This window comes from Chitinophaga polysaccharea, assembly GCF_902150045.1.
Taxonomy (GTDB): Bacteria; Bacteroidota; Bacteroidia; order Chitinophagales; family Chitinophagaceae; genus Chitinophaga; species Chitinophaga polysaccharea_A.
The window spans coordinates 1041399-1054514 of sequence record NZ_CABFVU010000001.1 but is presented as its reverse complement, the minus strand read 5'-3'; the positions used below and the strand labels follow the sequence as shown (position 1 = coordinate 1054514).

The window sequence follows — 13116 nt, the reverse complement described above, 5'->3', positions numbered from 1 at the left end:
AAATATCATTGTTATGAAGAAGAGACTTTTTTCCATCTTGCTGGCAGCTTTACTACCCGGATGGCTATATGCACAGGACAATGCAACGCCTACTCCTCAGTGGAGACCGGTGTATCACTTTACCGCGCCCCGGAACTGGCTGAACGATCCCAATGGGTTAATTTACCTGGATGGCGTATATCATCTGTATTACCAGCACAACCCGTTTGAAAATAAATGGGGGCATATGAGCTGGGGGCATGCCACCAGTAAAGACCTGCTGCACTGGAACCATCTGCCGGTAGCTATACCAGAAATAGAAACAAAAGATACCACCACCTGGATCTTTTCCGGCTCGGCGGTACTGGATAAGCACAATAGCAGCGGTTTTGGTAAGAACGGAAAAGCACCGCTGGTGGCCATTTATACCGCCGATCAGCCAAAGCAGCAAAAGGAATCACAGTTTATTGCATACAGCAACGATGGAGGTTTAACCTATACAAATTATGAGGGCAACCCGGTAGTGGATATTCACAAAAAAGATTTCCGCGACCCCAGCGTGATATGGCTGGAAGACCAGCACAAATGGCTCATGACAGTAGCTGTGCCTGCTGAACATAAAGTGCAGTTCTATGCATCCGACAACCTGAAGAACTGGGAACTGCTGAGCGAATTCGGCAACCAGGGCGATACCCGTAAAATATGGGAATGCCCCTCGCTCACACCCATGAACGTTGATGGTAACCCGGCAAAAAAGAAATGGTTGCTGATGATCTCTTCCGGGAACCAGGATGCTGCTACAGGCATGCAGTATTTTATTGGCGACTTCAACGGCAAAACATTTATTAACGATAACAAGCCGGAAGAACAGCTGTTTGTGGATTATGGCAGGACTTTTTACGCCGCTATTCCCTATAACAACCTGCCGGATAATAAGCGCATGATGATAGGCTGGTTAATGCCATTTGAAACGCCAACCTCGCCATGGCGCGGGCAAATGTCTATTCCCCGCGACCTGCAACTGAAAACTACGCCAACGGGTATACGTTTATTTCAGCAGCCTTCTGCACAGATCAGTACTTATCTTCATAAACTTCCCGCTGCACAACAACTGCAACTGAAAGCGCAATCGCTTAACAATAAGGAGTTGCAGTTGAGCAGCAGCAAAGGTTTCAACGTGAACGCCTATTGGGCAGACGCAGAGTTTACACCGGGCACAGCTACTGACTTCGGCTTTAAAATAGCGCAGAACGTAACAGTAGGCTACAACGTGCAACGGAATGAGCTGTATATCCGTGATGGAAAGGATACACAGCACCTGAACATCCAGCCTGTCAGTAACAGGATCAGGTTACAGGTATTGCTGGATAAATCGTCGGTAGAAGTGTTTGTAAACGATGGGGAAAAAGTGCTTACTACTTTGATATTCCCGGATAAGGCAGCTACTGGTTTTTCGGTATTCGCAGAAAACGGGGAGGTAAAATTGAACGGGTTAAAAGCATGGGATTTAAGTAAATAGCCAATTTCTGAAAACATAAGGCGCCGGCTCTTTTGAGTCCGGCGTTTTTTGTGTTAACTTGTGGTGTATTAAGTTTGTCCCATGCCCGTTAGTAAGCAGAAAAATGTTATCAATGTTGCCATTGCCCTTGTATGGATCATAAACGGGATATACTGTAAAGTATTGGATTATGTTCCCCGACACCAGCTGATCGTAGCCCGGATACTGGGGGAGGCTCATGCAATCGCGCTTACACGCATCATCGGTATCCTGGAGGCAGGGATGGCCATATGGATCCTTTCCCGTATGAAATCGTGCTGGTGCGCTATTGCACAGATCCTGCTGGTAGCCGCCATGAATATCATAGAATTTATTGTTGTGCCCGACCTGCTGTTGTTCGGACGAATAAATATTATCATAGCCGCTGTTTTTATCCTGGTCATTTACCGCAATGAATTTAAAACCCATGTTAGCCTTTATTAAAAATCATCCTTTTGCAGTTGAAGCGTTCTTTGAAAGTTCGCTGGTGCTCACCTATGCTTTTCCTGTAGCGGTGTTGGAAACCTTACTGCCTCCCCAGCTGGAGCCGGATGTATTCCAGGACCAGTGGGCTTTCATAGCTATTGCTATCGTGAAAACCAAAAACCTGAGACCAAGGGGATTTCCCGCTTTTATGGGAAATGATTTTGTATTGGCGGGCTACCGGGTGTTTGTGCGTTATACCAATAGCGAAGGTAAGCGGTTAAGAGGCTTATATATTTTGAAATCAGAAACAGACCGTAAGAAGATGCAGCTTTTGGGAAACCTGTTTACCCGTTACCGTTATACCACTACAGATATTACCGTTAGCGGGGAGAAGGATATCATTTCTGTCAGGTCAGTAGCTTCGGGATTGGATATTACTGTTGATGCGGGGGATGTAGCTGCTGCATTGCCGGAAGGCTCCCCGTTTAATAACTGGAAGGAGGCAAGGCGGTTTGCAGGCCCGCTCCCTTTTACATTTACCTGTAACGAACAATCGGATGAAGTATTGATCATTGAAGGGGTAAGAGAGCACTGGACGCCGGTACCGGTTGCTGTATTGCATAGCGAGGTCGGGTTCCTGCACCATCCTGCACTACAGGGAGGGCGGCTGGCGAACGCATTTATCATCCGGCAGATTCCTTATTACTGGAAAAAAGGAAAAGTGGATATATGGAGAAGATAAACAGAGCACCGTTTCAGGGTATCGGAAATATTATCCGGTTCAACTGGCATTTTTATGTGATGTTTTTACTGTTGCTAGCAGTGGGTTTGCTGTTCACGCAATATACATTAACCAGGTTGATGTTATGCGGAGCTGCTATTGCTACCTTGTTGTCGTTATTGGTCTCCTGGTATATTTACGACCATTCAGATCTGTATACCCTGCGGTGGTTGGATAAGATGGGGCTCCGGCCGCAGCGTATAGTGAATATTCATGCCGGGTTTGATGAAACCAGTCATTTGCTGGCGCATAAATACCCGGAAGCGCGTTTACAGGTATTTGATTTTTATAACCGGGAGAGGCATACCGAGGTGTCTGTTGAACGTGCCCGGAAAAGGTATGCGCCTTATGCCGGTACGGAAGTGATCAGCACCGCCGCTGTTCCGCTGGAGCCTGCATCGGTGGATCTAGTGTTTCTTTTGCTGGCGGCGCATGAAATCAGGGATCCCGTGGAAAGAACCGCTTTTTTTAAAGAGCTGCATCGTTGCCTGGCAGCAGATGGAAAAATTGTAGTATTGGAGCATTTAAGGGATGTGCCTAACTTCATCGCCTATACGATTGGGTCCCTGCATTTTTTTTCAGGAGCAACCTGGAAGAGAACATTTAGCAGCGCCCGGCTGCAGCTGGAAAATGAGAAGAAGATCACCCCTTTTCTGACGGCCTACATATTACGGAAAAATGGAACTGCATCTTAGAATTGCCGGTTATATACTGGTGTTATTATCCCTGGTACATGTTTTCTTTCCCCGTTACTTTAACTGGAGGAAGGAGTTTGCCGTGATCAGTCTCTTGAGCAGGCAGATCATGTATGTGCATACTTTTTTTATAGGGCTGATGGTGCTGCTGATGGGGATGGCGTGTATATATGCCGCGGAGGATATTGTGCATACACGGCTGGGGCACCTCCTTGCGCTGGGGTTCTTTATTTTCTGGTTATGCCGCCTGGTTTTCCAGTTTTTTGTTTATTCCCCGTTGCTATGGAAAGGGAAACGTTTTGAGACAACTGTACATATTGTGTTTTGTTTTCTCTGGGGATATTTTAGTGTTGTTTTCCTGTTGGTATTCCGGTCATAAAACCACCTCATCCCACGCCGCATTGTTTTTTTCGTTTACTTTGTCTACCGAAGCAGCTGATTTATGTTCCACGCAAACGACATAAAGGAATGGCAACGCCGTATTAGTTTATACGACGATGAGGTAGCGTACAGGGAACTGTTCCTGCACTTCTATAAGCCTCTGCAGAAGTTTGCGGTCTCCTTTGTTAAATCTGCCGAAACGGCGGAGGAAGTGGTGTCGGACGTATTCATCAGCCTGTGGGAACGCCGCCAGCAGCTGGAGAATGTGAATAACCTGCAGGTGTACATGTATGTAAGCGTAAAGAATACGGCCCTGAAATACCTGCTCAGGCAAAAGAAGCAATCGGCCATTACCATCGACGAATTGTCTGTAGAGCTGGCAAGCCCGCATCAGGACCCTGAACAGATGTTACTTACGGCAGAGATGCTGACCCGCATTGAAGCCGCCATAGAAGGATTGCCACCCCGCTGTAAGATCATTTTTAAGCTGATCCGTGAAGATGGCCTGAAGTATAAAGAGATAGCAGAAATCCTGAATGTGTCTGTTAAAACCATCGATAACCAGCTGGCTGTTGCCCTTGCTAAAATAGCCAGGGTACTGAATGTACAGCTGAAGAAATCGTCCCGCTGATACCCCGTCTAATTTTTTTTGTTTCTTTTAGTAGATATTGATCCCAAAAGGTACCTATATACAGAGTAGCTATCGAAACGTTATGAATAATAAGCGCATATGGGAACTGATAGGCAGGAAACTGGCCGGTGAAGCATCTGCAGAAGAACTGCAGGAGCTGGAAGGTTTATTGCGCGAACATCCTGATCTCCACTTCCCGGTGGAAGCCATTTCAAATATCTGGAAAACAACACCTGATCCGGCCGAAAGGGCGGAAGGAGAGGAGGCGCATACCCGCCTCATTAACCGCATGCAGGAACGCGGCATCAGCATTGGTTTGCCGGCTGAAGAACAGCAGGCCGCTGTATTCCAGCTGGAGGACGGTAAGAGAAGGTCCTGGCTTCGTTATGTGGCTGCCGCTGCAGTTGCCGGGGTGCTCATCGCTGCTGCTGCCTGGTGGTGGCAGCCTTCAGGGAAAGCTGCTCATTCACCTGCTATCAGCGAAGTGGCCACCCGAAATGGTTCCCGCACTTCCGTACAACTGCCCGATGGTTCCCATGTATGGCTCAACGCCGGCAGCAAACTTACCTACGGCAAAGATTTTGGCAATAACAACCGCGAGGTGAACCTCAGTGGTGAAGCCTTTTTTGATATCGCTAAAAATGCAGATTATCCCTTTATCATCCATACGGCCAGGATGGATGTAAAAGTGTTGGGTACCCGTTTCAATTTAAAGGCTTATCCGGGCGATAAAATAACGGAAGCCACCCTGCTGCAGGGAAGTATTGAAGCTTCCCTCAAAGGGCGCCCCGGTGAGCGGATCATCCTTAAGCCCACCGAGAAGATACTGGTATCAGATGATTCCAGCGCTTTACACACGTTGAAAACCAATGAACCGGTGATGGCCGTGAAACATCTTACCTACTATGCAGAACAGGAAGATGCTATTGTGGAAACTTCCTGGATGGAAAATAAACTCGTATTCCGCGATGAATCGTTTGCATCGCTGGCAGCGCGTATGGAACGCTGGTACGGCGTAACCATTCAGTTTGCAGATAAACAGAAAGAAGAGTTGCGTTTCACAGGTGTATTTGCACAGGAGAATATTCAGCAGGCATTGCAGGCATTACAAATGACTGCTGCATTTAATTATACCATCCACGGTACTGAAATTATTATTAACCAGTAATATTTCCGTTATGAAAAAAGGTAACAGGTTTAATTCGTCTTGAGCTGCTGGTAATAAAAAAGGGAAATGCGCCAACATTTCCCCCTGAAGCATAACAGGAAGCTTCGCCAATCCTTGAAAACAGCTGGCTTCCATTTTATTACCTCTAGATCTAAAAGTATGAAAAAATCGCTAACAACTGCGAAGCGACCCTCCTATGCCTTCAAAAAAGTCTTATTAATTATGAATTGGACCGCCGTACTGCTGCTGGCAGGTGTGCTCCAGGTATCTGCCAATGCGAAGGGGCAGGGAACAATAACCCTCCGGCTTAAAGAAGCGGAGATCGCCAAAGTGCTGAGTAGCATTGAAAAGCAAGGCGAATACCGTTTTCTGTATAATAACGCATTGAAAGATATCAGGAAAAAAGTGGATGTGGATGTGACCAACACACGTCTGGCTGACCTCATGAGCGAAATACTGAACAATACCGGCCTTAAATACAAAGTGATTGACAACAATCTGGTAGTGATCATGGCTAACACCGGTGAACTGCAGGATATTAAAATCACCGGTAAAGTAACCAGTAAAGATGGAAATACACCGGTGCCCGGTGCTACTATCAGTATTAAAGGTACTTCCCGCGGAACAGTTACCGGGCCGGATGGCACCTATACGCTCACGGTGCCGGAAAACGCCACTCTGCTGGTATCCTTTATCGGCTTTACCAGCCAGGAAATACCGGTGAACAGCCGTTCGGTGATCAATGTAACCCTGGTGGAATCGGTAAGCATGGTAGAACAGGTGGTGGTGGTAGGTTATGGCGTACAGCGTAAAGTAGATGTTACCGGCGCTATCAGCCAGATCAAAGGAGAAGAGATCAACAAACAACCTATCAATAACCCGGTAAGCGCCCTCCAGGGGAAAGTGCCCGGTGTAACCATCACCAACCTCGGGAAGCCTGGTGCTGCCCCTGAAATCAAGATCCGCGGCATGGGTACCGTATATGGCAGCACAAACCCATTGTATGTAGTGGATGGTGTATGGTATGATGATATCAATTTCCTTAACCCCGCTGATATCGAAAATATGAGCATCCTGAAAGATGCTTCCAGCGAAGCCATCTACGGTATACGTGCAGCAAACGGGGTGGTGCTCATTACTACTAAGAAAGGAAGATCCGGCAAACCAGTAGTGAACTACAATGGTTATGTAGGCTACCAGAAAGTAACCAACGATGTGAAAATGGCGGATGCCAGCCAGTATGCCACACTGGTAAATGAACTGCAGGAACGCAACGATAAAGCTCCTCTGTTTGATGATCCTTCCCAGTTTGGAAGAGGTACAGACTGGTACCACCAGACACTGAGGAACGCATTGGTCACCAATCACCAGTTATCTGTAAGCGGTGGGTCCGATAAATCTACCTATAATTTCTCTGTGGGTTACCTGCATCAGCAGGGCCTGGTAAATACTAACGATTTTACGCGTTACACCGCCCGGTTGCAAAACGATTTCCAGGTATTTGAGCCCCTGAAGATCGGTTACACCGTTACTGCATCTGCCAATAAATCAAATGACGTTCCCGATTTTATCTGGCGCCAGTTTTATGCTGCTGGCCCCGTGGTACCGGTGCACTATGCAGATGGCACCTATGGCGATCCGAACGATTATAACCTCGGTGAAGGCGCTAATTTCAACCCACAGGCAACTCTCGACTTTTTCAACCAGATCACAAAAAAGCAAACCGTTACCGGTAGTGTATACGCCGACCTGCGGTTTGCCAAACACTTTACCTTCCACACCAGCGCCGGAGGCGAATATGGAGAGAACCTGATGCGTAACTATGTACCTGTATTTGCAGCTACCATCGCGCAACGCGCCACTAACAGTAAACTCACCCGGGAAAATACCGACACCCGCAACTGGATCGTGGAAAATACACTAACCTACCAGAATAAATTCAAAGACCATGATCTGAGAGTATTGCTGGGCCAGGGTGCACAACGTTATCAAACCTATAAGCTCACTGCCACCGCACCTAATGTACCTAATAACAGTGAAGGCGATATGTACCTGAAACTTGGAAGTACAGCAGGAAGGGAAATAACAGACGAAGGCGATGTTTATACAGTATCCTCTTACTTCGGAAGGATCAACTATTCCTTTAAGAACAGGTACCTGCTTAATGCTTCCCTGCGTGCTGATGGAGCCTCCCGCTCCTATGGCAATCAACGCTGGGGCTATTTCCCTTCTGTAGGGGTGGGCTGGATCATCAGCGAAGAAAGCTTTATGAAGCAGCAGCACTTCTTCGACAACCTGAAATTGCGTGGTAGCTGGGGACAAATAGGAAATGCTTCTATCATTTCCAATATCTCTGTATTGAGAGTGGCCCAGGACCCTTATCTCACGGCCGTCTTCGGCGGTAATGTATATACCGGCGCCAGTATCAACTCTGTAGTGCCGCCAACCACTTATTGGGAAAAAGGCGTAGGTACAGATGTAGGCTTGGAAGCCAGTATGCTCAATAACCGTTTATACCTGGAAGCAGGTTTCTACAACCGTAAAACAGTACAGGCCATTTTTGATGTAAATATCCCCGGCTCTGTAGGTACCAATTCCGGTACTATTATCGCCAACCAGGCGGATCTGCAGAACCGCGGACTTGAAATAGCATTAAGCTGGAAAAGCCAGATAAAGAAAGATTTTACCTACTCTATTGGTGGCAACGTGGGATATAATGAGAACAAAGTATTGAGCGTTGTTTCCGGTAAAAACCCAATCTATGCAGGTGGCGGCGGACTTACCAGCGGGGCCCGCAGCACGCGTACTATGGTAGGCAGGCCCATTGGCGAGTTTGTTGGCTACATCGTGGATGGAATTTTCCAGACAGATGCGGAGGCATTAAGCTCTGCACAACCTAAAGCAAGGGCTGGCGACTTTAAATACAGGGATGTAAGCGGTCCCAAAGGTACACCCGATGGCGTAATTGATGCCAACGACCGTGTTCCGCTGGGCAATCCCAATCCCCGCTTCAGCTATGGTATCAATACCTTTTTTTCGTGGAAACAATTTGACCTCACTCTCGACTTCCAGGGTGTTGCAGGTGTGGATGTATACAACGTGAACCTCGGTGCGCGCTTTGGTAACGAAAATTTCACGAAAGATTTTTATGATAAACGCTGGCATGGGGAAGGTACTTCCAATACCTATCCTTCTGCTTTCATTGGCGGACGAGATAACTACCTGCCAAACTCTTTCTTCGTGGAAAACGGTAGCTACTTCAGGATCAGGAATATCCAGCTGGGTTATAATTTCCCGGCTAAAATGACGGAAAGATGGGGTATGAAAAACCTGCGGGTATTTGCAAATGCACAGAATGCATTTAACTTCTTCCAATACCGGGGATTCACACCAGAAATTGGTGGTAAGCCTAAAGAAGCAGGTATCGATAACAACGTATACCCGCTATACGCGACCTACAATTTTGGAGTAAATGTTACTTTCTGATAATAAAGCAGACTTGTTATGAAACGAAATATCCAACTTAATATACAACGTTTAGCCGGAGGCGTTATAGTACCGGTATTACTCGCTATCGCAGGTTGCGGGAAATCATTCCTTGATGTGCCGCCCCAGGGACAGCAACCCAGCGAGCAATTCTGGAAAAGTGAAGCAGATGCCACCAAAGCGGTAAACGCCATCTATGCGAATCTCCGCGAGTGGAAACAAGTGGGGTTCGCAGCGATAGCCATAGAAAGCCTGGGCTCCGATGACACGGAAAAAGGAAGTAATGCTGCCGATGCGAGCTTCCTCAATAAGTACGATGATTTTTCAGTGACCGCTACGGAAGGCCAGATCCTCGATTTCTGGAAATCACAATACCAGGAAATCAATTTCTGTAACCAGGTGCTGGATAATATTCCTGCCATCAGTATGGATGAAGCGCTGAAGAACCGTTACCTCGCGGAAGCGAAATTCGTACGTGCGTATGCGTACTTCCGCCTGGTTCGTGCCTTCGGTGATGTGCCGCTGCGTTTAAAAGTACCTGTGGATGCCAGTGAATATAATATGCCAAGAACACCTCAGGCTGAAGTATGGGCTGCTATAGAAAAAGACCTGACGGAAGCTGCAGCGGTGCTCCCTCCGGCTTATCCCGCTTCCGATGCAGGAAGAGCTACCAAAGGCGCGGCGCTGGCGCTTCACGCAAAAGTGGCCATGTACCTTAAAAAATGGCCGGATGTGCTTAACTATACCAACCAGGTAATGGGCCTCGGCTATACGCTGTTTCCCAACTACGAGCAGCTGTTCCGCATCGCCAATGAAAATTCAAAAGAATCGGTATTTGAGATCCAGTGCCAGCTGATCCTGAACAGTAAAGACGCCTCCAATTCCCAGTACTCGCAGATCCAGGGAGTGAAAGGGGTTGTTGGCGGCGGATGGGGATTCAATGTGCCTACACAAAGCCTGGTAAGTGAATATGAAGCCGGCGATCCCCGCAGGGACGCTACCATCATTTTCAGGGGAGAAACCACACCGGAAGGGGATCTTATTCCACCTACCGGCGATAATCCTATGTTCAACCAGAAATCGTATGTGCCTTTCCGTTTGTTTGTAACGGGCTATACGGAAGGTGCTGATCAGAACGTACGCGTGATCCGCTACTCGGAAGTGCTGCTCATGAACGCAGAAGCTGCCAACGAACAGGGCAATACCACCCAGGCGCTCTCCTCGCTGAATGCAGTACGGGCCCGTGCACGCGGAGGCAACGCTGCCATCCTGCCGGATGTAACTACTACCAATAAAGATGCATTACGCAACGCTATCTGGCATGAAAGAAGGGTGGAACTGGCCATGGAAAACGATCGCTATTTTGATGTGATCCGCCAGGGAAGAGGTGCGGCGGTATTTGGCTCCAAAGGCTTCGTGGCCGGGAAAAATGAAGTATGGCCTGTTCCGCAGGATGAAATTGATATCAGCGCAGGTACACTGACACAAAATCCGGGTTACTAATCTCTAATACAATTACTATGAACTTCAGATATCAATCATACCTACTGCTGGCAGCCATCACGCTGTTTGCATCGTCTTGCTATAAAAAGTTTGATGCAGATAGCTATAAGCCGGCATTGTCGATCGGTGGCTATACCTCCGCTTCTGAGATCGCTCCCACCAACCTGGTGGCCTACTGGGGATTTAATGGCAACCTGGTAGACAGCGTTTCCAAAACCAGCTGCGACAACCACGGGACTTCCTTCACCACCGGTATTAAAGGCACTGCGCTTAAAGGCGCGGATAAAGCATACGCCTTATTCACACCGGGAACATCTATCACCGGCCTCAAAGCGTTTACCATAACACTGTGGGTAAATAACCCGCAGAACACCAACGGTATCGTAGAACTGCTGAGCCTCAGCAATACCAAAAGCTTCTGGGGCAATATCGATATCTTTTTTGAGAACGGCAGCACAGATACAAAAGCGGTGCTTAAAATGCATGTGGCCAGCTCGCATGGAGAAGCATGGCTCGGCAATTACGATGTACAGAACGTGTGGGGAAAATGGACCAGCTTCGCCTTGTCTTACAACGGGGTGGATTCCTTTAAGGTATATGTAAACGGCCTGAGGATTGCCACACAGGTGGTAACAGGCGGTGGACCACTGGAGTTCCTTAACCCCGGTAAAATGGTATTTGGCACATCACAGTTCCAGACCGTTCCCAGTCTTACTTCTGAAGCTACTGCACAGGATTGGGCAAGCTATCTCACCGGCGGCCTCGATGAAGTGAGGATCTATAACAAAGCATTGGAAGAAGCAGATGTAAGCGCCCTCGTAAAACTGGAAGGACGGGGAAAATAGTTTTTTGTATGAGATGGATAGCTTGTTTATTAATGATAATAACAGCAGGCTGTAGTAAGGGCGGGGGCGACAATACGTCGCCTCCGCCCGTTACGCCGGCTTCGTTCAGCTTTCAGTTGCTGAGTGTGGATAGCGTATCTGCCGGGTTTTCCTATTACGGCACCGGCACTCAACCTGCTGTCAGGATTACTTTTTCTGATGCAGTAATGCGTAGCTCTGTTGCGGCCGCCTGTTCCTTTACCGGGAGTAATGGTAACGTGGCATACCATGTTACATGGGAGCATGGCGATAGTACCATTGTGCTGAAACCCGCAGCGCCGCTGTCTAACCTTACCGCCTATACGATAAATGCAAGTGTTGGTTTGCTGTCGGTGAAGAACGTAAAACTTCAAACGGCAGTATCCCTTTCACTGGTAACAGCCATCGATACCACCGATAAATTTCCCCGCATCTCCGATGAGGCGTTGCTTACACTGGTACAGCAACAAACCTTCAGGTACTTCTGGGACTTTGGTCACCCGGTGAGCGGCCTGGCCAGGGAAAGGAATACCAGCGGGGAAACCGTTACCTCCGGCGGCTCCGGCTTTGGTATTATGGCCATCATCACCGGTATAGAACGGCACTTTATTACCCGCAGTGAAGGACTGGCGCGTATACGGCAAATAACCACTTTCCTCGGCACTAAAGCGGCACGGTTTCACGGCGCCTTCCCACACTGGCTCAATGGCAGTACTGGGGCAGCTATCCCCTTCAGTGAAAAAGATAATGGCGCCGACCTGGTGGAAACTTCCTATCTCGTCCAGGGCCTCCTCGCCGCACGCCAGTATTTCAAAAATACAGATATAACGGAAACGCAGCTACGAAATGATATCAATGCTATCTGCAACGCGGTGGAATGGAACTGGTTCCGGAAAGACAATGCCAACGTGTTGTACTGGCACTGGAGCAACGAATATAAATGGGATATGAATATGCCGGTGAAAGGATGGAACGAATGCCTCATCACCTATATCCTTGCTGCATCTGCTCAAACGCCTGTGCCCAAAGCCACTTACGACAGCGGTTGGGCAAACAACGGCGCCATGCGTAACAATAATTCGTACTACGGCATTAAACTGCCGCTGGGACCTGCTTTGGGAGGACCGCTGTTTTTCTCTCACTACTCCTTCCTGGGTATTAATCCTAAAGGATTAAAGGATGCCTATGCAGATTATGAGGAACAGGTGGTGAATCATACCCGCATCAACTATGCTTATTGTGTAGCCAACCCGGCGAATAATTATGGCTATGGCCCCGATTGCTGGGGACTCACAGCCAGCGATATCCCCAACGGCTATACGGCGGGCTCGCCCACTAATGATGCAGGCGTTATTGCACCCACTGCTGCATTGTCGTCGTTTCCTTATACGCCGCAAGAATCCATGCGGGCGCTGAAATTCTTTTACTATAAACTGGGCGATAGAATTTGGAAGGAATACGGTTTTACAGACGCTTTCTCGCTGCAGCACCTTTGGTTCGCAAACTCTTTCCTGGCTATCGATCAGGGCCCGGCGATAGTGATGATAGAGAACCACCGCAGCGGGTTATTGTGGAACCTGTTAATGAGCTGCCCGGAAATAAAAACCGGTATGCATAACCTGGGCTTTACCAGCCCCCATCTTTAAAAAAAGAAAAGAAACAAAGA

11 protein-coding genes are annotated in these 13116 nt (G+C 48.0%); all 11 read left to right on the top strand.

Annotated features, from left to right (window positions below; translation table 11 throughout):
- Window positions 1-13 precede the first annotated feature (13 nt).
- The 11 genes from FN124_RS04255 to FN124_RS04205 all read left to right on the top strand — a co-directional run bounded on the left by FN124_RS04255 (window position 14) and on the right by FN124_RS04205 (window position 13096).
- Window positions 14-1498, top strand: coding sequence for a glycoside hydrolase family 32 protein (locus FN124_RS04255; protein ID WP_142683527.1), 1485 nt, complete (start codon window positions 14-16; stop codon window positions 1496-1498).
- Between the two features lie 81 nt (window positions 1499-1579).
- The gene (locus FN124_RS04250) at window positions 1580-1960 is read left to right on the top strand and encodes a DoxX-like family protein (RefSeq protein WP_142683526.1); all 381 of its coding nucleotides are present in this window, start codon (window positions 1580-1582) and stop codon (window positions 1958-1960) included.
- On the top strand, window positions 1944-2684 hold the full coding sequence (locus FN124_RS04245; protein ID WP_142683525.1) for a DUF2071 domain-containing protein: 741 nt from the start codon (window positions 1944-1946) through the stop codon (window positions 2682-2684). Before FN124_RS04250 ends, FN124_RS04245 begins: the two co-directional genes overlap by 17 nt.
- Window positions 2672-3418, top strand: coding sequence for a class I SAM-dependent methyltransferase (locus FN124_RS04240; protein WP_142683524.1), 747 nt, complete (start codon window positions 2672-2674; stop codon window positions 3416-3418). The genes FN124_RS04245 and FN124_RS04240 overlap by 13 nt, the downstream gene beginning before the upstream one ends.
- Window positions 3402-3797, top strand: a complete 396-nt coding sequence (locus tag FN124_RS04235; protein ID WP_142683523.1) for a hypothetical protein — start codon at window positions 3402-3404, stop codon at window positions 3795-3797. Before FN124_RS04240 ends, FN124_RS04235 begins: the two co-directional genes overlap by 17 nt.
- A gap of 63 nt (window positions 3798-3860) precedes the next feature.
- Window positions 3861-4430, top strand: coding sequence for an RNA polymerase sigma-70 factor (locus FN124_RS04230; RefSeq protein ID WP_142683522.1), 570 nt, complete (start codon window positions 3861-3863; stop codon window positions 4428-4430).
- A gap of 82 nt (window positions 4431-4512) precedes the next feature.
- The gene (locus FN124_RS04225) at window positions 4513-5598 is read left to right on the top strand and encodes a FecR family protein (protein ID WP_142683521.1); all 1086 of its coding nucleotides are present in this window, start codon (window positions 4513-4515) and stop codon (window positions 5596-5598) included.
- Window positions 5599-5820: 222 nt separating this feature from the next.
- Window positions 5821-9084, top strand: coding sequence for a TonB-dependent receptor (locus FN124_RS04220; RefSeq protein ID WP_221887729.1), 3264 nt, complete (start codon window positions 5821-5823; stop codon window positions 9082-9084).
- 18 nt (window positions 9085-9102) lie between these two features.
- The gene (locus FN124_RS04215) at window positions 9103-10587 is read left to right on the top strand and encodes a RagB/SusD family nutrient uptake outer membrane protein (RefSeq protein WP_142683520.1); all 1485 of its coding nucleotides are present in this window, start codon (window positions 9103-9105) and stop codon (window positions 10585-10587) included.
- 17 nt (window positions 10588-10604) lie between these two features.
- Window positions 10605-11432, top strand: coding sequence for a LamG-like jellyroll fold domain-containing protein (locus FN124_RS04210; protein ID WP_142683519.1), 828 nt, complete (start codon window positions 10605-10607; stop codon window positions 11430-11432).
- An 8-nt stretch (window positions 11433-11440) separates the two neighbouring features.
- Window positions 11441-13096 carry a glucoamylase family protein gene (locus FN124_RS04205; protein WP_221887728.1) on the top strand — a complete coding sequence of 552 codons (1656 nt, stop codon included), beginning with the start codon at window positions 11441-11443 and terminating at the stop codon, window positions 13094-13096.
- The last annotated feature ends 20 nt before the right edge of the window (window positions 13097-13116 follow it).

Coding starts and splice junctions, on each gene's coding strand:
- FN124_RS04205 (WP_221887728.1), top strand. CDS start 11,441: ATGAGATGGATAGCTTGTTTATTAATGATAATAACAGCAGGCTGTAGT.
- FN124_RS04220 (WP_221887729.1), top strand. CDS start 5,821: ATGAATTGGACCGCCGTACTGCTGCTGGCAGGTGTGCTCCAGGTATCT.
- FN124_RS04225 (WP_142683521.1), top strand. CDS start 4,513: ATGAATAATAAGCGCATATGGGAACTGATAGGCAGGAAACTGGCCGGT.
- FN124_RS04235 (WP_142683523.1), top strand. CDS start 3,402: ATGGAACTGCATCTTAGAATTGCCGGTTATATACTGGTGTTATTATCC.
- FN124_RS04230 (WP_142683522.1), top strand. CDS start 3,861: ATGTTCCACGCAAACGACATAAAGGAATGGCAACGCCGTATTAGTTTA.
- FN124_RS04245 (WP_142683525.1), top strand. CDS start 1,944: ATGTTAGCCTTTATTAAAAATCATCCTTTTGCAGTTGAAGCGTTCTTT.
- FN124_RS04255 (WP_142683527.1), top strand. CDS start 14: ATGAAGAAGAGACTTTTTTCCATCTTGCTGGCAGCTTTACTACCCGGA.
- FN124_RS04215 (WP_142683520.1), top strand. CDS start 9,103: ATGAAACGAAATATCCAACTTAATATACAACGTTTAGCCGGAGGCGTT.
- FN124_RS04240 (WP_142683524.1), top strand. CDS start 2,672: ATGGAGAAGATAAACAGAGCACCGTTTCAGGGTATCGGAAATATTATC.
- FN124_RS04210 (WP_142683519.1), top strand. CDS start 10,605: ATGAACTTCAGATATCAATCATACCTACTGCTGGCAGCCATCACGCTG.
- FN124_RS04250 (WP_142683526.1), top strand. CDS start 1,580: ATGCCCGTTAGTAAGCAGAAAAATGTTATCAATGTTGCCATTGCCCTT.